Annotated in this window: 30 protein-coding genes; 1 reads left to right on the forward strand and 29 read right to left on the reverse strand. The window is 61.0% G+C overall.

The features are described from left to right. Positions 1-135: 135 nt before the first annotated feature. From ACSQ20_RS02110 to ACSQ20_RS02250, 29 genes are all read right to left on the reverse strand, one after another. A complete protein-coding gene (locus ACSQ20_RS02110; protein WP_436016988.1) occupies positions 136-1,104 on the reverse strand; it encodes a DUF2971 domain-containing protein in 969 nt (322 codons plus the stop codon). 69 nt (positions 1,105-1,173) lie between these two features. After that, positions 1,174-2,196 (reverse strand): hypothetical protein, encoded by a 1,023-nt coding sequence (locus ACSQ20_RS02115; protein WP_436016990.1) that lies wholly within the window; start codon positions 2,194-2,196, stop codon positions 1,174-1,176. A gap of 395 nt (positions 2,197-2,591) precedes the next feature. After that, positions 2,592-3,038 carry a hypothetical protein gene (locus tag ACSQ20_RS02120; RefSeq protein WP_436016992.1) on the reverse strand — a complete coding sequence of 149 codons (447 nt, stop codon included), beginning with the start codon at positions 3,036-3,038 and terminating at the stop codon, positions 2,592-2,594. A 40-nt stretch (positions 3,039-3,078) separates the two neighbouring features. Next, the gene (locus ACSQ20_RS02125; protein WP_436016994.1) at positions 3,079-3,561 is read right to left on the reverse strand and encodes a DUF2778 domain-containing protein; all 483 of its coding nucleotides are present in this window, start codon (positions 3,559-3,561) and stop codon (positions 3,079-3,081) included. A 37-nt stretch (positions 3,562-3,598) separates the two neighbouring features. Continuing rightward, positions 3,599-4,636 (reverse strand): phage late control D family protein, encoded by a 1,038-nt coding sequence (locus ACSQ20_RS02130; RefSeq protein WP_436016996.1) that lies wholly within the window; start codon positions 4,634-4,636, stop codon positions 3,599-3,601. Beyond that, on the reverse strand, positions 4,633-5,067 hold the full coding sequence (locus ACSQ20_RS02135; protein WP_436016998.1) for a phage tail protein: 435 nt from the start codon (positions 5,065-5,067) through the stop codon (positions 4,633-4,635). Before ACSQ20_RS02135 ends, ACSQ20_RS02130 begins: the two co-directional genes overlap by 4 nt. A 15-nt stretch (positions 5,068-5,082) precedes the next feature. After that, positions 5,083-7,692, reverse strand: a complete 2,610-nt coding sequence (locus ACSQ20_RS02140; RefSeq protein WP_436017000.1) for a phage tail tape measure protein — start codon at positions 7,690-7,692, stop codon at positions 5,083-5,085. Then, complete coding sequence (locus ACSQ20_RS02145; protein WP_436017002.1) at positions 7,689-7,808, reverse strand: GpE family phage tail protein; 120 nt, start codon at positions 7,806-7,808, stop codon at positions 7,689-7,691. Before ACSQ20_RS02145 ends, ACSQ20_RS02140 begins: the two co-directional genes overlap by 4 nt. Before the next feature lie 32 nt (positions 7,809-7,840). After that, on the reverse strand, positions 7,841-8,128 hold the full coding sequence (locus ACSQ20_RS02150; protein ID WP_436017004.1) for a phage tail assembly protein: 288 nt from the start codon (positions 8,126-8,128) through the stop codon (positions 7,841-7,843). Positions 8,129-8,200: 72 nt separating this feature from the next. Further along, on the reverse strand, positions 8,201-8,710 hold the full coding sequence (locus tag ACSQ20_RS02155) for a phage major tail tube protein (protein WP_436017006.1): 510 nt from the start codon (positions 8,708-8,710) through the stop codon (positions 8,201-8,203). Positions 8,711-8,727: 17 nt separating this feature from the next. After that, a complete protein-coding gene (locus ACSQ20_RS02160) occupies positions 8,728-9,903 on the reverse strand; it encodes a phage tail sheath protein (protein WP_436017008.1) in 1,176 nt (391 codons plus the stop codon). 41 nt (positions 9,904-9,944) lie between these two features. Continuing rightward, the gene (locus tag ACSQ20_RS02165; RefSeq protein ID WP_436017010.1) at positions 9,945-10,472 is read right to left on the reverse strand and encodes a phage tail assembly chaperone; all 528 of its coding nucleotides are present in this window, start codon (positions 10,470-10,472) and stop codon (positions 9,945-9,947) included. Between the two features lie 11 nt (positions 10,473-10,483). Beyond that, positions 10,484-11,899: a phage tail-collar fiber domain-containing protein gene (locus tag ACSQ20_RS02170; protein WP_436017012.1), complete on the reverse strand. Its 1,416-nt coding sequence runs from the start codon at positions 11,897-11,899 to the stop codon at positions 10,484-10,486. 10 nt (positions 11,900-11,909) lie between these two features. Continuing rightward, positions 11,910-12,521, reverse strand: a complete 612-nt coding sequence (locus tag ACSQ20_RS02175) for a phage tail protein I (protein ID WP_436017014.1) — start codon at positions 12,519-12,521, stop codon at positions 11,910-11,912. Continuing rightward, the gene (locus tag ACSQ20_RS02180) at positions 12,514-13,425 is read right to left on the reverse strand and encodes a baseplate J/gp47 family protein (RefSeq protein ID WP_436017016.1); all 912 of its coding nucleotides are present in this window, start codon (positions 13,423-13,425) and stop codon (positions 12,514-12,516) included. Before ACSQ20_RS02180 ends, ACSQ20_RS02175 begins: the two co-directional genes overlap by 8 nt. Beyond that, on the reverse strand, positions 13,422-13,778 hold the full coding sequence (locus ACSQ20_RS02185; RefSeq protein ID WP_436017018.1) for a GPW/gp25 family protein: 357 nt from the start codon (positions 13,776-13,778) through the stop codon (positions 13,422-13,424). Before ACSQ20_RS02185 ends, ACSQ20_RS02180 begins: the two co-directional genes overlap by 4 nt. After that, positions 13,775-14,407 carry a phage baseplate assembly protein V gene (locus tag ACSQ20_RS02190; protein ID WP_436017020.1) on the reverse strand — a complete coding sequence of 211 codons (633 nt, stop codon included), beginning with the start codon at positions 14,405-14,407 and terminating at the stop codon, positions 13,775-13,777. The genes ACSQ20_RS02185 and ACSQ20_RS02190 overlap by 4 nt, the downstream gene beginning before the upstream one ends. An 84-nt stretch (positions 14,408-14,491) precedes the next feature. Next, positions 14,492-14,953, reverse strand: a complete 462-nt coding sequence (locus ACSQ20_RS02195; protein WP_436017022.1) for a phage virion morphogenesis protein — start codon at positions 14,951-14,953, stop codon at positions 14,492-14,494. After that, positions 14,950-15,387: a phage tail protein gene (locus tag ACSQ20_RS02200; protein WP_436017024.1), complete on the reverse strand. Its 438-nt coding sequence runs from the start codon at positions 15,385-15,387 to the stop codon at positions 14,950-14,952. Before ACSQ20_RS02200 ends, ACSQ20_RS02195 begins: the two co-directional genes overlap by 4 nt. After that, positions 15,380-15,622, reverse strand: a complete 243-nt coding sequence (gene lysC, locus ACSQ20_RS02205; RefSeq protein ID WP_436022861.1) for an Rz1-like lysis system protein LysC — start codon at positions 15,620-15,622, stop codon at positions 15,380-15,382. The genes ACSQ20_RS02200 and lysC overlap by 8 nt, the downstream gene beginning before the upstream one ends. Beyond that, positions 15,507-15,962: an Rz-like lysis system protein LysB gene (gene lysB, locus ACSQ20_RS02210; protein WP_436017026.1), complete on the reverse strand. Its 456-nt coding sequence runs from the start codon at positions 15,960-15,962 to the stop codon at positions 15,507-15,509. Before lysB ends, lysC begins: the two co-directional genes overlap by 116 nt. Then, positions 15,959-16,759 carry an N-acetylmuramidase domain-containing protein gene (locus ACSQ20_RS02215; RefSeq protein WP_436017028.1) on the reverse strand — a complete coding sequence of 267 codons (801 nt, stop codon included), beginning with the start codon at positions 16,757-16,759 and terminating at the stop codon, positions 15,959-15,961. Before ACSQ20_RS02215 ends, lysB begins: the two co-directional genes overlap by 4 nt. 1 nt (position 16,760) lies before the next feature. Then, positions 16,761-17,027 (reverse strand): phage holin family protein, encoded by a 267-nt coding sequence (locus tag ACSQ20_RS02220; RefSeq protein ID WP_436017030.1) that lies wholly within the window; start codon positions 17,025-17,027, stop codon positions 16,761-16,763. Between the two features lie 3 nt (positions 17,028-17,030). Beyond that, entirely contained in the window at positions 17,031-17,372 is a 342-nt protein-coding gene (locus ACSQ20_RS02225) for a putative holin (RefSeq protein ID WP_436017032.1), read from the reverse strand. Between the two features lie 15 nt (positions 17,373-17,387). Then, complete coding sequence (locus ACSQ20_RS02230) at positions 17,388-17,594, reverse strand: tail protein X (protein WP_436017034.1); 207 nt, start codon at positions 17,592-17,594, stop codon at positions 17,388-17,390. Continuing rightward, positions 17,594-18,085, reverse strand: a complete 492-nt coding sequence (locus ACSQ20_RS02235; protein ID WP_436017036.1) for a head completion/stabilization protein — start codon at positions 18,083-18,085, stop codon at positions 17,594-17,596. The genes ACSQ20_RS02230 and ACSQ20_RS02235 overlap by 1 nt, the downstream gene beginning before the upstream one ends. Positions 18,086-18,184: 99 nt before the next feature. Continuing rightward, positions 18,185-18,868 (reverse strand): phage terminase small subunit, encoded by a 684-nt coding sequence (gpM, locus tag ACSQ20_RS02240; protein WP_436017038.1) that lies wholly within the window; start codon positions 18,866-18,868, stop codon positions 18,185-18,187. Beyond that, positions 18,868-19,884 carry a phage major capsid protein, P2 family gene (locus ACSQ20_RS02245; RefSeq protein WP_436017040.1) on the reverse strand — a complete coding sequence of 339 codons (1,017 nt, stop codon included), beginning with the start codon at positions 19,882-19,884 and terminating at the stop codon, positions 18,868-18,870. Before ACSQ20_RS02245 ends, gpM begins: the two co-directional genes overlap by 1 nt. Before the next feature lie 36 nt (positions 19,885-19,920). Further along, positions 19,921-20,961: a GPO family capsid scaffolding protein gene (locus ACSQ20_RS02250; protein ID WP_436017042.1), complete on the reverse strand. Its 1,041-nt coding sequence runs from the start codon at positions 20,959-20,961 to the stop codon at positions 19,921-19,923. Positions 20,962-21,114: 153 nt separating this feature from the next. On the opposite strand from ACSQ20_RS02250, the gene ACSQ20_RS02255 reads away from it, so the two are divergent. Then, on the forward strand, positions 21,115-22,896 hold the full coding sequence (locus ACSQ20_RS02255) for a terminase ATPase subunit family protein (RefSeq protein ID WP_436017044.1): 1,782 nt from the start codon (positions 21,115-21,117) through the stop codon (positions 22,894-22,896). The last annotated feature ends 11 nt before the right edge of the window (positions 22,897-22,907 follow it).

A 22,907-nucleotide genomic window follows, 5' to 3' on the forward strand; every position in this document is an offset into this window, starting at 1 on the left:
CTTTGTCTCTTCTTGCTGCGAAGCGGTCATGCGCGTGGTCGATCACGAGCGACTTATTTCGAATTCTGACGTCCGGCCGTCCTACGCGGGCGATTTGCGTACCGCCCCCCGCTTATTGATGCCATTGGGCACGATCTACTTCGCGCGGTACGGTATAGACGATGTCACGACGCGCTCGGCCAATGCCGGCTTGCCGAGCGTTTCCAGCATTCGCTGCACAGCCATGGTGGAACGGACCGATGCGCCGTTGGGACCCAAGATGATCTTCACAACAAGCTGCTCCAGCGTGACGCCAGCGGCGGCGCCTTCGAGTGGCGCAATCCTGAATTTCAGCTTTGGCTCGACCGTTCCACCGTCGATGAAGTAGCCGAGCATATCCGTGAGAATCTGGTTCGGATCGTAGTGCCGCGAATACACCACCCGCCATTCCTTCTCCTCCCGGAAGCCGCGATTCTTGGTGAAGACCGAGAACGCGAGAAATCGCTCAAAAAGTGCCGAGGCGCAGGCGCGAAAGGCATCTTCCGGGATGTTGCGCGCGGCTACTAGTTCGGCGAATTTATCCAGAATCTGATCGATCCATAGAAGCCGCTCTTCGCTGGTCCCGTAGGTGACCGGGTCTATGCGTAGCGGTGAACGCGGGATCTCCGATAGCACCGCTGTATTAAACACGATGGCCGCCCCACTACCACTCGCACCATATCCTCGCCACATTGACAGAAGACCATCATTGTCGGCCGCATCGTGCTCGGCGAAACAGGCAATGTAGATGTCGAACAACAGACCCTTGTCGAACTGCTCATAGATCCAGAGAACCTGATCGCGAAACCTATCGTATCGCTCCGGGGTCTTCAAGGCATTTCTGACAGAGATGTTCTGCAGAAACCGGCTGCGGCTGTTTGCCAGCCCAAACACCAGTTCTTCGTAATCGTTCATGTAGAGTGGATTCGAGAACCAGAACTGCTCGTTCTTGACGATTGCCTCGAGCGTGGTAATCGAGCAATAGTGGGCAATCAACGGCCTGAATTGCGGAAAACGCTTGTCAGCGGGGCGCTGGTCTTCCCATACGGGGTGAAAGTACGCCGCATAATCAAAGTCGTCGCTCATCGTGGATTTCCTCCCGCCTTCACTTCTTTGCTTCTACCGATATTCGAAACCGTCCTTCTTATCGTGGAACTAGCCTTTTATCTTCAATTTACGAATTATGTTTTTTTGCTTTTCAGGGATATGAAAAAGATGAATGCCCAACTCACGGCCTTTATCTGGAAAAATCATTGCGAACATTTGTTCGTCGTCGATCCCGTAGGCAGCGACGGCCGCACCTGCAAAAACAGCGTCGTCGGTCACGCGCTTCAAAATATTGAATTCAAGCTTGGAATTCCGGCGCTGCCATTGAAGTTCCCCGGATATAGTGATCGAATCAAACCGAAACGGCGATCCTCCGCCGATTCTCGCGTAAACCTCGTCCGCGCCCACGTCCAATGTGTGCGTGTGTGGCCATGCGGGGCTCAAAGAAAAATCACCTTGCTCGCGAAGCCCATAGGGAAATGTATGAAGGACCGTCTGTGCGGGCTCGAGCACGTAAAGGATCTCCGTGGATCTCAGCAGGATCGCGCGTTTGTATTCACCGAAGGTCAGGTACGCAGGGTGCGCAGACCCACCACGATCATAAATTCGATCCTCGTCATTAATCGTAAAGGACGGCGGGGAGCCGGGGGCACACGTAATGGATAACTTGCACTGTGGCCAACACAAGAGACTACCCGAGAACTGGCTAAGAAATTCGCTGGGTGTACCAACACCGGGAAAATCCGGGAAATCATTATCGATTCGATTTTCCCATGGCTGCAGAGTGTAAAGATCGACGCCATGCGAAGCTGCTTTTTTTCGAGCTCCGTCCGTGTATCCGGAGGTTGAAAATATCGCCTTGTGCGTCACTCTAGGCATGTCATTCAATTTGAGGATCAACTGCTCCACGGTAGCCACATCAAGCGGCTTGCCCTCGTGCTTAACCTCCGACGCTTTAAACGCCGACACTTCTCCGTTGTCGCCAATGATCGTAACCGTTATATCGACGTCCCGCTCCTTTTCTGCGGCTTCATCCAAAACCATGTCGCCAATTGTGACGTCGACTGCTTCCGGGTCGTAGCGGAGACAACACAGGCCGACCAAGTACTGCACTAACATGGGTGAGAGCATGGCGTAAAGCCTTTCGAAAGAGGGGCAATGTATTATCGCTCAACCCAAGCTCTCTTCCCGACCTGGGAAATACAACCGATCGGCGCGCGTTAGCGAACCCGGCTGCGTCCTCGTTTGTCATAGCAGGCGGGCCACTGCCGCACGGGGAGGCTGAATTTTCGTCAGCATGGGCAGTCGGACGACCGGTTACAAGGGCGGGGCCGACGCCTAAACGCCCGAGCGACGACGAATGTGAACGGTCGAAACGGGCTATTCTGCGACCCCGCTCGCTAGGCGAAAAGGCATCTTGTCGCGCGTGTCTGAGTTTGTATGGCCGGTACCGAGTATAGGTCACGCACGCCCGAGCGAATAGCGGAAGACGGGCGCCAACGATCGAGCTGGCCGGCAGCCAGGTATCACTGAGTCCTTGTCTGTATCCCGTGCCGGATTGCCCATGCAATCGCGCAGGCAACCACCGCGAGGAACAGCCATATCTCCCACCATAACTCATAGCCAGCCGCATCGAAGGCGTATTCGCCGTCAAGGCCGAACAGCGGTGCAATGACGCCGGGTGCCAGCCTATCGAGAATCGCTGACGGAAGCACGCGGGTGACGACCTGAGTCAGGATATTTAGCATCGCTCCCGTCGAGAGAACGATTAACAAGGTGCGGCTTCTTTCTCGTGCAAGCTTGACGGCGAGCCACGCGGCGCCGGCGCCCAAAGCCAAAATCACGATGAGGCTAATACTGGTAGAAAGGTCCGTATGCTGAAATGGCAGAAGTAGAACGAACGGGGCCACGTCAAATACCGTGAGCAGTCCTGCCGCGAGGGCGCGTGCGAGAGCCGGAAATAGTTTGCGCATAGACGTTTGTTTCCCAAAACGGTAGCGGCATCCGCGATACTCAGCGAACCGTGACAGTTCCGTAGTAATTGATCGTTGTGCCAGGGATCTTTCGCGCTGGCTGTGCTTTGAGGAACTGACGCAGCTTATCGAACTGTCCAGGATGCGGCAGCGTGATGCAGCCCTCGCTCATGCCCCACCATCCAGACGGATGCAGGCGAAAATTGCCTCGGCGCACCCCCTGCACGAACGTCCAATCGTCGATTGTTGCGTCGTTGCGGTAGAGCGCGAACCACGTGGAGCGATTCGTGCCAGCTCTCGCGTCAGCCACGAAATCGTTGAGCCATCCCAATCGGCCGCCGCTTTCACGATCGACGATGAAATAGGTCCCGGCGGGTAGGGGGCCTTCCTTCTCCAATGCAGTGGCGTCCGGATCGTCGATGTGCTTCCCCATGCCGGAATATGCGGGCACTGAACCGAAGCCTGGGCATAGGAGGGTCGACATACCGCGCCGATTCAAAAAGAAAGTGCATGCAACGGGCATATGGGCATCCGTCAATTTGCGATGCGCTAATTTACCCCTATTTCCCGCCTTTTCGGAAGTGCGAGCGATGTCGTGCAGTTGTCGGGTCATTGCTCATTTCAAGTTCGAGCCCGGTCGTGAATCCACCGTCGGCCATCGAGTGCGTCACCTTCTTCGCAAGCCACGTCTGTTGATCGATTTCCGGTTTCCAACCGGTGAGAAAAACCGGGACCTCCGGATAGATATCGGGCCGGCCGAGCGCGAGCGTGTAACTCATGGTCGCCTGGCTCCGTTGCGTTCGGTTGTATTCGGCCATTGCCGCTGCGCGTGCGTCCGCTTCGTTGGCGTATGTTTCGAGTAGTACTTTGGTGTTCGTGTTGTTTTCACCGCCGACGACAACGGACTTGCGCTTCGCCTTGCCGCTTGCGTGATAGTGCGCGCGCACGGCTGCATAGTTCTCGCGCTCCGACACGTGGTAGTGGTGCTGGTCGCCGTTCTTCCGAGTCAGCTCGACCGACGGTAGAGCCTTGCCGCTTGCGCTCGTGCCGTGTCCGATCGGCATGAACAAGAGGTGCATATCCTTCACGTTCATCACGGCGTCGTAGCGCTTCGCCAAGCGAGTCAGAAACGACATATCCGACTCGTGTGTCTGATCGATGTGAGCGATCGCGATTTTTCCGAGCACGTCGGCAACGGCCGGATTGAGCTTGTGCTTGCTCGCGATCGCGCGAACGATATCGGCGATCGTGACGCCGTGCCAGCTCTTTTCAATGCGCGCGCCCATGCCCGCGGTTAGCGAGGCCGAGCGTGCTTGAACAGTGATCGTGTCCGGTGCGCCGGCGTGCTCAACCTCGTTGATCGTGAACGAACCCTTCTCGATGAGTCCGGTATCCTCCCACCCGATCGCGAGGCGTATGACCTCGCCGCGTTTTGGGAGCGCGAGCTTGCCGTCACTGTCGTCGAGCGTGAGCGTTACGCAATCGGCGTCGTCCGTGCGCGACTCGGATAGCGACAAGCTAATCAAGCGAGGCTCGATCTTCTCCGTCAGATCGCATCCGTTGAGCGTGACGCGATAGATCGGCGTCAATTGCTTCATTGCTTCGCCCGCGAATCACGCTTTGTCGTGTCGAACTTGTCGCGGATCAATCCATCGTCGACGCGCGCGAGATTGATCGTAAATTCGACTCGGCGAGGCGTGCCGTTCACCTTGAACAGCGTTTGGCTCTCTTCGACGCTCTCGATGATGAACGCACCGTACACGTGACCAGCGCCATCGACGAGGACGTAAGCCTCGCCGTCGTCGCCCATCTTGCGCAGCTTCTTTAGTGACGAGAGCGAGCCAATGTCGTTGTCCGGCGACAGTAGGCCGGTCAGCGTGATCGTATCGTCGCCTGGGCCGTTGAATTGCCGAGCGTTACGTGCGCCTACGCGAGAGCTGCTAGGGTGCTTCCAAGTGGTGCGGCGCTGCAGCTCGAGATAGGCGGCCGTCGAGAGTTGAAACGCAAATTGATCGAGACAAGCGAGCATGCCGTTCCTTCTCCGTTAGTCCGTCAGTCGGGAGCCAGCGCGTGCGCGCTTCTCGCGCTCTTTCTGACGCAGTAGCGCCTCGATTTCGGCGCGGATTGCTTTCGGATCGGCGCCGGAAATCTGGAAAACGTAGGTGTCGCCCCCGCTTGCCGATACACCGCCGACCGGATTTCCGGCCGCCTGACGGGTTTGCAGGGGCGCGTAGGTATCAACAGCCACGCCACGCCCGCCGAAGCTCGCGCTGGCTCCATTGGCGATGCCGGGCGCCGCAAATGAGGTCGCCGCAAGCGTTGCCAGGCTGACGGCCGCTTTCGCAATGCGTCCCTGCTCGCTCTCCATACCGATTGCCGCGCCTTGTGTAATGAAGCCGCCGAGTTCGCCGAACACGCGCGACGGACTATGAATGCCGAGCTTCTCCTTGAACCATCCGATGGTGCTGTCGGCGACGTTTGCAATCGCCGCTCGCACCGCGCCCAGACTGCTCGTGATGCCGTTGACGAGCCCGCCAATCAGGTTGGCGCCCAGCTCTGAAAACTTCGCAGGCATCTCGATGCCGAACCATTGCAGCACGGCCGAGAACGCTTGGTAGAACAGTCCTATCGGGTACCAGTCGAGGATGAGCGCGCCGATGCCCGAGAGACCGCCGGCAAAGGCTTGTTGAATCTGTGCCCACAGGCCGCCGAAAAACGCTTTGATTGGCTCCCAATACCGATAGATCAAAGAAGCCGCCGCGGCGATCGCCGTGACCGCTAGACCGATCGGATTCATCAGCATGGCACGTCCGGCAAACATCGCGGCCGCCGAGAAAGCGCGCCAGGCCGCAGCGCCGAGCCCGAGCACGCGCAAGAGGATGCCGCCTTGCAGGCCGAGCATCGCCATGCTGTAGCGCACGACGGCGAACGGGCCGAGCACGCCGGCGAGGACGACGGTGAGCCCGCCGAGAGCCGCCATGACAACAGCGGCGAGCGCGGCGACTTTCATGAGTCCGTTCGCGAGGCGCGGATTTTCACGCGCCCATGCGCCCATGCGCTGCGCCATGTCGCCGAGCCAGTCGACGACGCTTTTGATTTCGGGTGCGACCGCTTCGCCGAACGCGACGAGCCCATTGGTGAAGGTGCCGCTTGCCGCTTCCCAGAGGTTTTTGAGCGTGCCGAGCTGCTTGTTCACGCGCTCTTGCATCGAGGCTTGCGCGGCCATTTTCGCCTGGACCTCGTCGTAGCCGGACTTGCCTTTCTCGATCATCAGGGAAATGACCTGAAGGGTCTCGGCATCGTCCCCGAAAACTCCCTTCGTGACGCCGAGGCGCTTTTGCGTGTCGAGACCCTTGAGCTTTTCAAACTGTGCGAACATCTTGTCGAGCCCACCGAACTCGCCGTTGCCGTTCGTGAAGTCGAGGCGTTGCGCGGGCGCGAGTTGCTTGTTCGCCTTCGCGACCTTCTTCGCGTCCATCCCGAGCTGAAACACCTTGCGGTAGGCGTTGCCGGCCGCGCTGCCATCCATGCCGGATTGGTCGGCCATGACAAGCAGGGGAGCGAGCGCCTTCGCTCCTTCGAGGCCCTTTTGCTTGATCGTGTCCATCGCGGGACCGAGCTTCGCGAAGCCTTGCAGCATGTTGTTGTCGTCGACGCCGAGCATGAATGCTTTCTGAATCACGTCGGTCAGCGACAGCATGTCCCTTTCAGTCGTGCGGGTCGCGTCTTGCAGCTTGGCCGTGAATTCGGCCGCCTCGGCTGGCGTCTTCCTGAGTTGCACGCCGAGATATGCCGTCGCTTCACCCATACCGCCTAGAATCGCTTGCGCGCTGATACCTTGGCGCGTAAGCATTGTCATCATGTCCTGGAAATCCGCGGTCGCGCCGGGCAGTCGGTCGCCGAGCTTCATCGCGAGCGCGTTGATCTTCTCGAACGCGGGCGGTACGGTGCCGCCTGCGCGCATCAGCGCGCTTGCGAGCTGGGTGGCCGAGTCTTCGGCTCGGGCGTATGCCGCGACTGGAACAAACGTTGCGGCGCCGACAACAGCTCCGCCTGCCATCATCTTCGTGCCGGCGCTGGCCATGTTGCCGGCTAGCTCGCGCCGCTTGTTCAGCTTCTCGCGTGCCTCGGCGAGCCGTTTCGTGCGCGCCGTCAGCGCGATCAGCTTGTCTTGCTGCGCGCCCATGACCGCGGTTGTCGCGGCAATCTTCGTCTTAAGTTCAGCCTCATGCGTCGACAAATTCGACAGGTCCACGCCGGCGGCGGTCAAGCGCTGTGTCATTTGCTCGAGGCCAGCGGTCTGTTTTTTCTGGCCGGCAGTAAGCTGCCGCAGCTCGCGCCGAGCGGTGCCGAGTGCCGCGATCATCTGTTGCGAGGGTGGGCCAGACGCGCGCAATGAGCGCGACAGATGCTTCACACGATCGCGTGCGGCTGCGGCGCTTGCCGATATGTTTCCGAGGCCGTCTTGCAGCGTGCGGAATGCAGTAACGTCTTTTTGCGAAACCTGCAGTTTTCCAAGCTCGCCGCGTGTCGCCTTCAACGCCGACGCCAAGCCCCTATTGCCATTCATAATGGCACGCATCGGCTTCGTGGCGCCGTCGATCATATCGAACAGCACGCGCAATTTGAGGTCGTTACCGGATGCCATCGTCATTCGCTTCCATACGGCGAGCGCAAGCGCGCCCGCTCACGCCAGTCGGCCAGCTCGGCCAGGGTGAAGCCGTCCATATCGCAAGGCGTCCAATGAAAGACGCTCGCGATATCGGCCATCGCGTCGTCTACTTGATCGGGTATGCCGTGTTTCAGCGTGCCCGATTCGGAAGCAAAAAATCGGCGAATGCGACCCCCAATTGAACGAGGTCGGCTGGGTCGAGTTCGCGCACGTCGTACTCGGTGAGCGCGGGAGACGAAATTCGGGGCAATACTTTACCGAGCGCGTCGACGTCGAGATTGACGAGCGCATTGAGCGAGGTGCCACGCAGTTCGCCAGCGCTCGGCTTGCGAAGCGCAATTTCAGTGATGGTCTGCTCGCCGCGCGTGATGGGCGTGTCGAGCGTGACGGTATGGGGCTTAGAGGCTTGTTGAGTCATTTTTTTCTCCGTTCAGGCTTCGGCTGTCGGTGTCGTCTGGTGAGGCGATAGGGAAAGATGGCACGGGCGAGGTCAGATGCCGATCGCGCTGCGAAGGTCGGCGAGCAAATCTGTCCCGTTGATGTTCTCGATCATGTTGAGGAGGTCGATCTCGATGAGCGTCGTGCCATTGATCGAGAGTTTGTAGTAGCTGACCGCGCTCGTAACCTTGAAAGAGGTGTCCTCGCCCGGCTTCTGATTGCCGAAGTCAATTTCGGTATGCCGTCCTCGAATGACGACTTCGACGAAGTCTGGACGCTCACCGTCTTCGGCCTGGTAGGCGCCGGTGAAGCGCACTTGAACGCCGTCGTGCTTGGTGATGCCGTATTGCGTAAGCACGCTTTTCATCAGGCCGCCACAGGTCCATTCGAGCTTCATGCCTTCCTGGCCGTGGTCGATCTCGATAGGCCCGTTCATTCCCGCACCGCGATAGGACTCGGTCTTCCGTGTCAGTTTGGGCAGCGTTACCTCTGTCACCTGGCCGATGTAGCTCTCGCCATCGTTGAAGAGGTTCATCGCTTTGAGTTTCTTCGGCAAAGCCATGTTTGGGCACTCCTTTGTTATGCCTGCACGCGCGAGGCGAAGTCGGCGAGATAGCGATCGGTGATGCGCTGACGAAGCAGCAAGTTTTCGATAGGCGGAACGGGCGTGTAGTCGTAGTCGATGTAGAGCTTGCCGCTCTTTAGCGAGTCGACCGTGTTGGGTTCTTCGTCGTACCAAGCCGAGCCGCCGAGCAGATAGCCCTCGCCGACGAACTGCCGGAATTTTGCGTTGATGCTTTCGATCATGTCGCGAACGATCGACGGGTGCAGGGACTTGTCGGCGTATTCCATGTGTGCCTCGGCCATCGTGTCGGCGAGCACTTGCGCCGTACGCGTGTAGTTCTCGAAGGCAAACAGCACATCGTCCGAGCAGGTGCGCGAGCCCCAGAAACGGTATCCCTTGCCGCTATTGATGAGCGTCGTCACGTCCTGTTCGTTGAGGTAGCCGGCATCCGTGGCGGGGTCTTGCAGGTCCCAGAAAACGTCTTTGCTGATTCCGGTGACGCCGTTGACGCCGACGTTCGAAATTGTCTTGTGCCAGCCGATTTCTTCGTCGATCTTCGCGCGTAGACCCAGCGCAGTACCGACCGCCGACGTTTCGGCGGTCGTGCTCGTGACTGTGTCGAAGGCGAGCCAGCTCGGCCAGATGATCATGATTTCGCGCGCGCTGAATTGTGCGCGGTAGGCTGCAGCAGCTTCTTTCGTCGCGCAGCCGTTCGCCCATGCGTAGGCAAAGCCACGCAGCTTTTGGGCGATTGTCACTAGCGCGGTCACTACGGGCTGGGTGTCGAGGTATGGCGCGCCCAGAATGCGAGGCTTAACGCCGAGCGAGGCCTGCGCCGTCAAGAGCGCATTGAGGCCCGTGTACTTACCGCTCTCGTCGACACCGCCGATGACATTGCTCGTCGTCTCTGCGTCCGTGGCAGCTTCTGCAACTCGCACGACAACGGTGATCGGCTTCGTTTGCGCGGCGATCTCCTTGAGCACCTTGCGCAGCGTGCCCTTGGTACCCGCTTTCGATTGGGCCGATACGACGTTCGTGATTAGCACGGGCGTATTGAGCGGAAAGGCGGCCGGATCGGCGTCCGAGGCTGTCGCGACAAAGCCGACAACAGCCGTGGATACGGTGCGAATCGGACGCGTACCCTCGTTGATTTCGAGAACGCGTACCCCGTGGTGATAGTCCTGCGCCATGTCAATTTGCTCCGACGTAAAGGATGAGAAGGGCAACGCCGTTATCTGGAATTGGCCGCTACAACGAAATCTGGCAACACCGGCAGATCTACATACGGCCAATGTTCGGCGGTGGGCAGGTCGCGTAGCGCTTGGCGGTATGTGAGCAGGGTGTCGATTTGCCCTTGGTCGAGCGTGGTACCGTGGCCGATCAGCAATTCGTCTTGGTGCCGGGTGACGATCCAATCCGTAGCGGCGAGGACTGCGTCCCTAGCCCCGCGTTGGGCGCTCGCAACTTTTTCCGGCGTGGGCTTGGGCGCCTCGATAAGTGCATCGGCCGGCAGCGGCCCAAGCGTTTGCATCGCCATCTGTGTGCCATCGGGACGCCAGAAGGTTTTGCCTCGATGATCGTCGACGACGGACCATTCGCCGTCGTGAAAGACGGCGATGCTGCCACTCGCGCACGCCGGTGGCGCTACCTCGGTTGCGCACGCAGGAACTAGGTGCACGTCGGGCTCGAGCGGAGATGCGTCCGCCGTAGACTGGCCGACGTACTCGCCGGTCGACGGATCATAGTGATAGACATTCACAAGCTGTCCTTTCAATATTGAATGCACGCGAGCAGGGCAATGTTGCGGGGGCGAGTTTCGCTGGACCCCGTCGCGTGCGTTAAGTAGCGGTTCGGCTGCGGGAAGGAGTTGATTGCTTCCACGTTGTCGGTAGCAGCTAGCGAATCTCCGGTGTGATCTTGGTTGATGAAGGAGGAGTTCGGGTTTGTCACGTCGACTGCGGGCACGACGTGGGCGTGCGACTGGATTGCATGAACCTGAGCGGTGGCAAAGGCTCGGCCGTTGTCCAAGCCGCGGCCGTCATCCCAGCCGCGGACAAACTCTCCACGCAGGTCGGGAAGGTTGAACGTGGACTTGCCATCGCCGGCGCCGAAGGTGGTGCCGATAGCGTCGAAGAGCGCTGCATAGGCCATGCGTGAGACGGCGGCGCCGTTCGCCTTGAGCCAGCCCGGTGGTGCGGTTGGCCGGGCGAAGAATGCGATGCGGCCGGCGTCACGTTGACGCGTGGCATCGACGAGAGCCTGCACGTCGGCCGTGATGCCGTATCCGTCCAACGTCGTTGGATTTGTTCCGCCGGTGACGCGTCCGCATGTGTCGACGGTCACACTCCGATATGTTCCTGCGCTGACTCCAGTCTTGCCCGTTACCCTCTCGAAGGCGAGTGCGGTCGTGCCGAGCGTGACCGGTGCGGCGGTTACGAGCTGGAACACCGCGTCGCCGTTTGTCGCGCCTTCCTCGACCGGTATCAGCATGCCCGGCGTCACTTCGAGCGCGGCGTCAGCGTCGCTCGATCGAGTCCAGGCGCCCGCCGACACGACATAGATGCCGTTGTCTTTCCCAGCGGCTTGGTTCCTGACGAGCACGCGTTCGCCGACGATAAGCGAAACCCCATCGATCCTCTTCAACCCGCTCAACTCGATCGCAGTCGTCGTTGCTGCCCGCACGCTTTGCTTGCTGTCGAGCTGCGAGATGGCAACGGCCACTGCGTTGTCGCAATACTCGCGGGTCGCCAGTACGACGGCCGGATCGATCTTGAGCGTCACGGCGTCTGTGCTCGCCACGAGCAGGACCATGCGAACGATTTGATTTCGGCCGGAGCCCTCGGCGAGCATCGGCTTATATGTCGGCGGACAGTTGGCGACCGCGCACAACACGCCCGCCTCGTCATAGAGGCCGAGTTCTCGAATCCACCAGCCACCGACGTCTTCGGGTATAACCTGTTCCGCGATAACTTGGCTCGGGTTCTTTGGGTCGACCGACAGGGTGTTGAGAGGCGCTCGACGCACCTCGTGGACGAGCGCCTTTTGCTGCCGGTCCGGAATGGGTGTCGCGCCGTTGCCATCGCCGAGCGCCATGTGGGCGAATTTCACCTGCATGCCCAGCGCGGCAGCATTGGCAAGCTTTGCTTCGCCAGCGTCGGTCAGGGTGACGAAATAGGTCTGTGCCATCGGTCCGGCCTCAGGGATAAACAGTCAGGGTTTCAACGGTGTGAGTCGCGCCTGCCGCTCGCACCGCGTCGCTTACTTCGATTTCAGTCGGTACATAGGAGTAGACGGTGAGCGTGTTGCCATCAAAGGCCGCCGCGCCAATGAAGACCGAACCGCGAGACTCCATCGCGATGGAGAGCCCGATGAGGTGACGTGTGAGGGGTTTCGCGTCATCAATTAGGCGTTCGAGTTCGGCGTACATTGCATCGTCGATGCCGGTTTCGAGCACGCCGATATTGAGGCGGAACGTGCCGCGCCGGCCGACTGGATTCTCTTGCCACCACTCACGCACCTGAATCAGATAGCCGAGCGGTTCCACCACGCGACGAAGCGCGCCGATCGTGCCTTTTCGCTTATGAACAAAGAAAGAGGCAGCGATGACCGAGCGCTTCGTCGCTGTCGACCAGCTCGAATCCCAACGATCGACCGAGCGTGCCCACGCGAGGTAGGGCAGCAGCTCCGGCGCGCACCTGGCCGGATCGTTGATGTCGCGAAGAGGGACAGGAATTTCTTCAATCGCGGCGTTCGTCGCGGCGACGTTGCGTTCGAGCGTCGTGGCGTTCGGGGGCAGTAGGTTAGTCATCGGTGCCACCGTTGGCGATCGTTACGCCGATACAAAAGGCCGCTTGCGTCTTGTCGAGCGGAATGTCGGTGGCCGGCTCGCTCAAGTCGACCCGCGATACACCCTCGACGTGAAGCGCGGCTGTAATTGCCGACCGGTTGATGTCGCGGCCGAGCCGGCGCTGTGCTTTAACGTAAGCGTCGGCGCGCTTGGCGGCTGCAGCGAGGATAAGCTCCGCCTCGGGACCGTTCGAAAAGAGCACCAGCGACGCGTCGATCGCGTATCGCGTGATTTTTGCGGACTGCACCACGAGGCGATCGCCGACCGGGCGCACGTCTTCGTCGTTAAGCGCTGCCTTGACGATATCAATGAGTTCTTGACTCGCGGTTCCGTCGCCTTGGGTCGAAAGGATCGTGACGACGGCATCGCACGGCTCGGGGCTGATAGCCGTTGCGTCGGACACACGCCCGTCAGCGTTCCGGGCGTGCGACACATATGCGCCCTTCGGCCCGGCCGTGGACAGGCCCTCGTACGCCTCCTGCGTGCGCTCGCGAAGCGAGGGGTCCTTTTCCGTAACCGCCATTGTCGGGGGCGTGGTAGTCGTGTCCTCGGGTGTGATCGTCAGACGTTGGACGTGATACTCGGCCGCGATGTTTTCGAGGTCAGCGCCCTTCGCATAGGACAGCATCTTTGCTCGACCTACGTCGTTGATGCGCTGGCGCAGCACCGTTTCGCGATAGGCGCTTTCCTGCAAGAGGCGAGCAACCGGCTCCGATTCAAGATCCAGCGTCGTGGCGATTTCAGCCTGCTCGGTCTTGGGGTAGAGCGAAATGAAACGCGCCTTGCGCGCGGCAAGGATCGTTTCGTAGTCTATGACTTCGACGAAATCCGGGGGCGGCAACGAAGAGAGATCAATCGCGCTCATTTCGTCGCGCCAGTTGCAAGGTCGACGCTCGTCGAAACGGTGGCGCCGGTCTCGTTCGTATAACCCTCGATATCAATGACGGTCTGCCCTTGCATCAGGCCATCGGCCGAGAGCTGTACGCGGGTCAGCGTGAACCGCGGCTCCCAGTGCATCAACGCGGTCGCCACGGCCGCATAGAGGCGCACGCGCGAGGTTGCATTGTTCGGCGCGTCGATCAGATCGATCAGGTCGGAGCCGAACGACCGGCGCGCGATGCGCGTACCGGTCGGCGTTTTCAATATCTGCCCGATGGACTGATAGAGATGTGCTAGGCCGCTGATACTGCGGCCAGTCGATGCGTTCATGCCTCTCATTGCGGATCGCTCACGAGTGCGCCGTCGCCTTGCTCGCGGTGCGTGTGCTTCGGTAGGCTGACGCCTTGTGATCTCACCTCGCCGGTAAAGTCGGCCTCGCCGTCGATCTTCACGGTCGAACTCGTGCCGCCCTTGCCTGTCATGCCCGACTCGAACGCGAATGCGCCTTTGACGGTCATCGAACCCGTGACGGTCGTCGTCGTCGCGTCGAGCGTGAGGTCGGTCGTTTTGACAACGACCGAGCCGGGCACGGTGATTTCGGCGGTAGCACCGCCCGGCAACGTGGCTTTGAGAGAGTGAGCCGAGGTGTCGTATTCGACGGTCGCGCCGTCGCGATACTTGCGGACGTGCTTCGCAGGGTCAGTGCTTGGCGGGGGAAAGTCTTCGGAGTAGAAACCGCGCAGCGCGACAGCTTGCGCTGGGTCGCCGCTCGGGCAGAGCAGCATGACACCCTCGCCGATCGAGGGCGCAAGCCACTCGATCGTCTCTCCAGCGAAAGGTACGAACCATTGAATCCAGTCGGTGGTTAAGTCGCCGCTCTCTACTCGGCACAGCGCACCCTCAACTGCTGCGACGGCGCCCTTGCGAATGCCGTTCAGAAATTGGCGTGTGGATTCGTTTGCGTTCATGCCTCCATGTTGCCGAGCACGCGTGCGTGCGTCATCACGTGCCGTTTGTCAGCGTGGCCGGTACAGATTCGAGAGGTAGAGCGGTTATCGCGCGAGGTGTTTGAGCAGTATGTCGCGGATCTTTTCGCGGTCTGCGTCAGTGAATCCGAGCAGCACGCGGGCGGGATACTTGTAGTCGGGGCCGCTCTTCGCGACACGGTCGATCTCGCCGAATTGATGGACGCGAGCCACGCGCGCAACGCGGCGAGCGAAGCCGACAGCTAGGCCTCGCGCATCAGACTCAGCGCGCAGATAGCGGGTCTGGCGAAGCTTCGCGAACATTGCCGCTCGCTTGATGCGGCCTACCTTGTCGCGAAGGCGGTTCTTCGAGCGCGGCTTGCGCTTTTCGTAGGGACTTGCGTCTGGGTTTCGTTGCCGTGCGATGCGGGCGCGCTGACTGCGCTGCAGTTCGCGCGCGATCTCGCGTGTCGCCGTGCGTCGCGCGGCGGGGGCGAGCCGCGCGAGCAGTCCGCCGGCCCACGATTCGAGGGCGTCGAGCTTGCTCATTGCGCGAAGACCAAGCCGGGCACGTCCCATTCATAAACGGGCTCGTCAACGTGCTTGACCGTTCGCGCACCCGACGCGTCGACGCTCACGACGACGCTTTCGGTGAGCTTGAGTTTGATCGATAGGTCGGCCGTTGTCTGCGTGAGCTGGTCGACTTCGAAAGCAATGGCTGACTGACGCAAATCGTCGTTGTTGAGAATGTCCGGTTGGTAGCGCCGGACCCAGGCCATGAGCGCCACGAAAAGCGTGTCCGCGTCGCCGGCGAAGTCCTCGATGATGACGTTGAGCGTATAGACGTAATTGAACGAGAGCGAGGGAGCGCCGGTGCCGACGATATTGCCTGCGTCGATGAACACGAGCAGCTTGTCGGGATCGACTGCGAGCGAGGGCGCCGCCTCGGTAAGGGCGCGGCGCAGACTGATTGCCTTATTCATGGTCGGCCTTGCCGGTTACAGAGAAGCCTTCCTCTTGGCACGCTGCAATCATGTCGACGCGCGCGGCGCATTCAGCCCAGGCCGCTTGAGTCATGTCGATCGCCTTGCGCAGATCGTCGTTAGTCCGCGGTGCTGTCGCGGGAAGCGTGCAGCGCGTGACGGGCGCGCATTGCCGCATCGTATTCGTCGGCTCCGATGACGGCGGGGCGCTCATACAAGCGGATAACGTCGTCAGGCAGAGGACTATCAGCCCAGGCGCGGAGGGTCTCGTTTTCATGCTTCAAAGCCTCGAAGTCGGATTCGGATCGCGCCAGGCTGGCGACGATGCGTTGGCGTTGCCGCTCGAGCTGCGCGAGCGCTTTCGCGTCGTCGCGCGCCTTGCGCTGTAGCTCGATGATTGCGGCGTCGCGCCGGCCGAGCGCTTCTTTGGCGCTGCGTGCGTCGCTTTGCGCGTCGGCCAGCTCGGTGCGCAAGCTCTTCACGTAGTGCCAGCCGGCGACGACGGCGAGCGCGATGAGCGCGATCACCCCCAGGCGCAGCGCGAACGGGGCCAGCCTTGCGGCGATCGGGTTCATGCGGCCGCCTTTTCGAGTTCGGCATACTTGTCGTATGCTCGCGCGAGCTTCACGTCGTACAGATTGCGCGCGTAATCCGGGCCGTTGTAGCCCTTGGCGAAGGCTGCCCACTTCCTACCCTTGAGCGCGGAAAGCAAGGCCGGATTCGCCGCGATAAACCGCACGAAGGCGTCGAGGTGGTCGGCTTCGCTGCGCTGCATGCAAGCGACGAAATCCGCGACGCTGTCGTATTTCAGCGCGTGCCAGTTCTCGCCCATGATTTGGAACGCGCCCCAGCTCGCGGACTCGTGTGCGGCGTCGGCATGGATGCCCTCCGCGATTGCCAAGCGTGTGTACTCGGCGGCGCCTCCCATGTATCCGCCCCGCCTGCTCGATACGATGTTCGGATACTTCGCGGCGAGCACGTCGGAATCGATCTCGCGGACTCGCAAAAGCCGATAGAACACGTGTCGCTCGAAAAGGATTTTCGGCCGACCTTCGGGCAGAAAGCCCGCGCCTCGCGATTCGACTTCGTTGACCGCGCGAATGACCGTGACCGGAACGCCGAGTGCATCGGCGGCTTTCACGAGGTCGGCGTCGGCCAGGTGGCCCGGCATCGCGGTGCCGGCGAGAGCGATCAGCGTTTTTGGGCCGGCGATGCCGTCGACGACGAGGCCGCGCGCACACTGAAGCGCCATCACGGCCGCCTCGGTTGCCTGATCGAATACGTGTGTTTCCGCAACGGCAAAGGCAGCGCGCGTGAGGCGTTTTTGCAGCAGCGCAACGTCGTTGCCGATATCGCCTTCTCTGAGAATCATGTCATGCACTCCGCAAGAGGCGGGCGACGTTGCCACGCGCCCCGAAAACGAGAATCGTGAAGGTCACGGCGCGCGCTGCTTCGAAGAAGCCCACGGTTTTCGCGTGGACGATCAGCTCGATAGCTGAGCCGCCAAGCACGGCTAGAAGCAGCCACGCGAACCATGAAATGTGGTGCCGGTGCCGCGCACCTTCGCGGCGATAGGCAAGGATGCGCAGCGAGGCGACGCTGTACGCAAACAGTGCGATCAGTGCGAGAAGGTTATGCATCGGTCAACCCTTCCGAAACAGCGAGAGCAGGTCGAACGACTTGATGCGTTCGATCAGTTGCAGCGTCACCGTGATAGCCAGTGCGGCAGCGAAGAACGCCGCGACGCCGGTGCTCTTGACCGGCGTCGCCCGCACCATTTCGGGCGCGGCCAGATAGCCCGCGATCAGGGAAATCACGAGGTAGGCGAAGCGCTTGCCGAGCGACAGGTCTTTCGACGTGACGACGACGAGCGCCGCGCCCGCAAATGCGCCGATGAGCGCGTTGCCGTCGATGCCGGGGAAGAGGCTCGCAAAGCCAATGCCGGCCGATACAGCTGCGAGCGCGGTGGTGCTGGGTTCGGCCATGTTGGCGACTCCGGGTTAGTCGAAGAGGTTGATGAGCTGGACCGTCGATTGATCGTTCGGCGGATCGGGCAGGTCGACGACCAGGCCGATCGGCAAAACGGGGCCGTAATCGGCGAGGCCTGGGTTTGCTTCGAGCGTCGCTTCGACGACGCTTTGGGTGCGCCCGAGGTGCCGAAAGCAAAGCGAGTCGACTGTGTCGCCTTGTTGTGCGTAGACGCGCATCAGATCAGCTCGATAGTGGTGCGCGGGACGCCACGGATGTCGTTGATCGCCTGGCGTGCATTTCGTCGGTCCGCATCGATCGTCGGCATCAGCTCTTCGGCGTCGGCTGCACCCGACTTCGTGCTGTCAAAGTCGCGATATTTCTCGACCAGATCCGCCCGAGCGAGGAAATAGACCGCTCGCCGATACCGCCAGAGCTGCACGCTCTTACCGCCGATGGTGTCCGCCGGCAGCTCAGCCAGCGAAGCGACCCCCGCAGCCTCGAGCGGCGAGCGCCAGCTTGCCAGCTCGCGATTGACTTCATCGACTGCAGCGATCACGGCCTCGCGCAGTCGCGCGGTCGTGACCGTGCCGACCAGGCGCACTGCATCCCGCATATCCGCGAGGTCGATCGGCGGAAACCAAGCGACGTTATCGACGATCAGCGCGTCGGCCGACGGTGTGGGCTCGGGTGTGAGGGTTGGTGATGCGATCGCGTTGAATGTCGTCATGGCCTCGACTTTGAAAGGTGGGCGGTGGGCCGGCGTCGGATCGCGTTTCCGTCAGGCGTTGCGATCGTCGGCCGGCGCCGCCCAGGCCGGATAGGCTCTTTACGTGCGGCCGGCGCCGTGGCCGGTCGCATTCACGGCCTTTTCGAGCCGTGCAATGTCCTGTTTCACGCCGGCGCGCGAGTCGAGTTCGAGCGCTCGGCAAAGATGTTCGAGAGCGCCCGCCCCGTCGCCGTCGCGCTCGGCCGCATAGCCAAGCGCTTTGTGCAGCTTTGCGCGCACTTGATCGTGCATGTCGGCCGATTCGGTGAGCTGCGAGACTTCGACGAGTTGCGAGCGGCCGACGGCTGCCGTCTCGCCGTGCTTGAAGGACGCGAGCGCCGCTTCGGCGAATTCCTCGGCGACCGCAGTTGCGAGGGGGCGATCGTATTGATCCGGCAGCGTCATGCGATGCGCGATCGCATACCGGGCGATATCGAGCGCGCCGGCGTAGTCGCCCGCATCGACGCGCCAGATCATGACGGTCGTTAAAACATCGTCCTGTGCGCCCCGCCCGCCGGCCAGCGCACCGGCGACGTAGTCGACATACTCGGGTAGCAGCTCGACGCGCTTCACTTCGATCTTTCGCTCGATCGACATGATGCTTTTGAGGCGCCGGCGATCGGTTGCCAGCTTCGCGAGCATCAGCTCGTAAGCGCTCCCGGCGAGCGTTTCGCCAGGCGCGGCCGAGGCCGCGGCAAGGCTTGCCGATACGCGTTGAAAGTGGCGACGGGCGGGGCTAGCCATCACACCTCCGTTACGAGTTCGATGTTCTCGGCGACCGCCGCGCGCCCGAGGTCTTCGACGACATATGCGTCGTTACTCGATTCGTAGTTCTCGATGCGATCCCGCTTTGCGTTGTCTACGATCGTGCGACGACGCGCACCGTCTTGGTAGTACAGCGAGAGATTGTCGAAACTCGTGATGAGCAACGCATTCGCCGGGAAGAACGGCACGGTTACCGCCGGAAGGTTGCCCATGCGCTTTTGGCTTTGGATCACATCAGCCGCGAGCATTTCGGTCGGAGCCTGCGTCTTGTTGATGAGCGGGAAATACTTGTCATGCAGCAGCGCGCGGCCGCAGATCACGACGAGCGCAGTGTCGTCCTGGTGCCATGGATCAATCATGCTCGCGAGGAGATCGGACACGAGCGCATCTAGGTTCTCATAGTCGAGATCTGGCCCGACTTGCACTTTGCCGGCTGCCTTGCTGCCCTCGTGCATGACGCGTTGCGGGGCCTGCTCGCGCATGCGCTGCAGCCAGCCCTTATTGACGTCTTGCAGCAAGGGGTTCTTCGTGCGATCGGACGTTGCTACGCGCGACGTGCCATTGAAGCCGATTGCGATGCGATCGAGAGCTTGACGGCGCACGATGGCATCGCGCAAGCGTTGCTGAAAGTCGGAAAACTTCGCCCAGGCGTCGAGCAGCGCGTAGGTGACATGCGAATCGAAGTTCGTCTGCGTGCAGTTGTAGCCGCGCTCGTCGAGGTCCGACACATCGGCCGTCTGCCGGTCTTTCAGGCTCGTATCGGTCGTGCTGGCGATCGGTGAGCCGACGCCGAGACCGAGCTTTGCGCCGTTCTGCTCCGTCACGCCGAACATGTTGATGCGCGAGAGAAAGTCGCTCGATTCCTGAATGCGGGTTTCAAGCGTTTGCTGCACGCTGGGTGCGACGGCGAATTTCTCCGTCGCACGCGGTACGCCATTCAGATTGGCGATCTTTTCGAGGTAGGCGTTAAAGGCCTGGCGGGCTTCCGTGCGCATGTGCTGATTTCTCCGGGCGATGAAAGGGGATTGCGTTTAGCAGTCGGTCGAAACGGCCGCGCCGGCGCCGGTCGTGGCGGGCCGTTGCGGTTGTCCGTTGCCGGTGCTCGCGAGCTGCACGACGAGCTCATCGAACGCTTTGCGATCGTTCTCACGCGATTGGCGTTCGCTGGCGAGTTCTTTGGTGAGTGCCTCGATGCATGCGGTCTGTTCGGCGCCGTGCAAAGCGAGCGCTTCGCAGGCTTGCGCCACGTCGACGAATCGGGAGTCGTCGACTGCCTCCTTCTTTTTCGCGCCGCTCAGCAGTTCTTTCACCCGGGCGAACAGCGCCGGAAGTGCACCCTGTTGCGACGCGTCTTCAAACTCAATCACGGCTTCCTCGGCGGCCGTAAAGAGGCTCGTCGGCGAGGTTTTGCGGCTGGCGAACGGTGACGCGGCCGGATTCTGAGCAGCGAAAGCGAGGATTTGCGTGCCGAGGCTGGCGGGACTGTCGGTGACAGCCAGGCCGACGAGGTAGGCCTGTTTTGTGTCGGCGAATTGCGGGTCGATCTCGCACGACGTGTAAATTTTCTGTTTGGCCTTCGTCATCGCAACGAGCTGAGGCGTTGGCTCGATTTGCGCGTAAAGGCCCAGCTTGCCGGCGAACTCGCCGTCGAGCTCGCGGGTTTCGACCGCGAGCACGTCGCCGTATGCCTTGAACGGGCCATCGGGAACGATGCCGCGGTAGTGTTCGAGATTCACGCGCGCGCCGTACTTCGACGGGCTGTAGTTCGCGGCAATCTGTTCGAGCCATGCGCGCTCGATCGTGCGGCCGTCCGTCGTCGCACCTTCGACGGCAATGCGGAACATTTTCGACTTCGCGAGCTTCACGTCGTTAGCCGATACAGTTGAGCCGATTGTCGCGGCACCGATGCCGAGCGCGCCGAGGCCTGTGCCATGCGATGCGAGCGCGCCGAGCAACTCGACGTGATCGATAACGCTGTCCACGGTGAACGTCGCCGCGTGCGCATCGAGCGTGAAAGCGAACGCGATCGCCGCAATGGCGAGCGACACGAGCGACAGCTTGCGAGATTGCATCGTTTTGATCTCCGACATTTTCGAAAAGGGATTCAACGCGAGTTGATATCTTGCGAGCCCGCATGCGATGGCTCAACGAGGGGCGTTTGTTCGCGCTTCGGGTACATAGAGGCGCGCGTGCTTGCGCGCGCGCGGCACGGGAAACTTGCCGCCATGCTTGAGACAGCCGACATTTCCCCCGCCCTGGAATCGAACGCCGATCCTCGCCGAATGGCGCGTGCGCTTTACTGGCAGGGATGGCGAATCACGTCGATTGCGCGGCACATGGATTTGAAGCGAGCGACGGTGGAGGCGTGGAAACAGCGCGGCCAGTGGGACAAGTCAACGCCGATCGAGCGCATCGAGTCATCGCTCGAAACGCGGCTTGCGGTGCTCATTGCGAAGTCGGTAAAGACCGGCAGTGATTTCAAGGAAATCGATCTGCTCGGGCGCCAGGTCGAACGCCTCGCGCGCGTGCGCAAGTACGGGGAAACGGGGAAGGAAAGTGACCTGAACCCGAACATCGAGGCGCGGAACAGGGCGCCTCGCAAGGAGCGTGCGCCGCGTAACGCGTTCAGCGACGAGCAAATCGCGCGGCTTCATGAGGCCTTTCTCGATTCCCTGTTCGATTATCAGAAGGTTTGGTATCGCAACGGGCACCAGCGCACACGCAACATTCTCAAGTCGAGGCAGATCGGCGCGACGTGGTATTTCGGGCGCGAAGCGCTGGACGACGCTTTAAAGACAGGCCGCAATCAGATTTTTCTATCGGCCAGCAAGGCTCAGGCGCACGTGTTCCGGCAGTACATATGCCAGTTCGCGCGTGAAGCCGCCGACGTGGAATTGACGGGCGAGCCGATCATTCTGCCGAATGAGGCCATTCTGTATTTCCTCGGCACGAACGCGAAGACCGCGCAGAGCTATCACGGCAACTTCTATTTCGACGAATACTTTTGGGTCAGCGGGTTTCGCCAGCTCAACAAGGTCGCCTCGGGTATGGCGATGCACAAGAAGTGGCGGAAGACGTACTTTTCAACGCCGTCGAGCATCACGCACGAGGCGTACACGTTCTGGAGCGGCGAGCACTTCAACAGGGGCCGCGCGAAGGTCGATCACATCCACCTCGATGTCTCGCACAAGGCGCTCGAGCTGGGCCGTCTTTGCGAGGATCGGCAGTTTCGGCAGATCGTCACGGTCGAGGATGCGCTCGCCGGCGGGTGCGACTTGTTCGACGTCGACGAGCTGCGGCTCGAATACAGCGCGCAGGAATACGCGAACCTCTTGATGTGTCAGTTCATCGACGATACAGCGTCAATATTCCCGCTCGCCGAGCTGCAGCGCTGCATGGTGGACTCGTGGGAGGCATGGGCCGACGATTTCAAGCCGCTCGCGCCTCGCCCATTCGCCTATCGGCCCGTCTGGGTCGGCTATGACCCTGCGCTTTCGGGTGACTCCGCCGGCCTGGTTGTCGTTGCTCCGCCGGCGGTGCCGGGCGGCAAGTTTCGTGTGCTGCACAAGTGTCAGTTTCGCGGCATGGACTTCGAGGCGCAGGCCGAGGCCATTCGTTCGATCACGCAGCAATACAACGTGGCGTATATCGCGATCGATACGACGGGCATCGGCCAAGGCGTTTATCAGCTCGTCAAGCAGTTCTACCCTAGCGCGGTCGCGCTCAACTACTCGCCGGAAGTCAAAGGCCGGTTCGTGCTCAAAGGCCTGTCGGTTATTGGCAAGGGTCGGCTCGAATTCGATGCCGGTTGGACGGACCTGGCGCAATCGTTCATGGCGATCCGAAAGACGATGACCGCGAGCGGCAAGAAGGTCACATACGAGGCGAGCCGCAGCGAGGAAACGGGGCATGCCGACCTTGCCTGGGCGTGCCTGCACGCGCTCGATAACGAGCCGCTGGAGGGCGTCACTGCGAACAACACTGGCTTTATGGAGTTCTCAAATTGAGCAAGCGAAAT

It is taken from the genome of Trinickia sp. LjRoot230, assembly GCF_964253315.1.
GTDB lineage: Bacteria > Pseudomonadota > Gammaproteobacteria > Burkholderiales > Burkholderiaceae > Trinickia.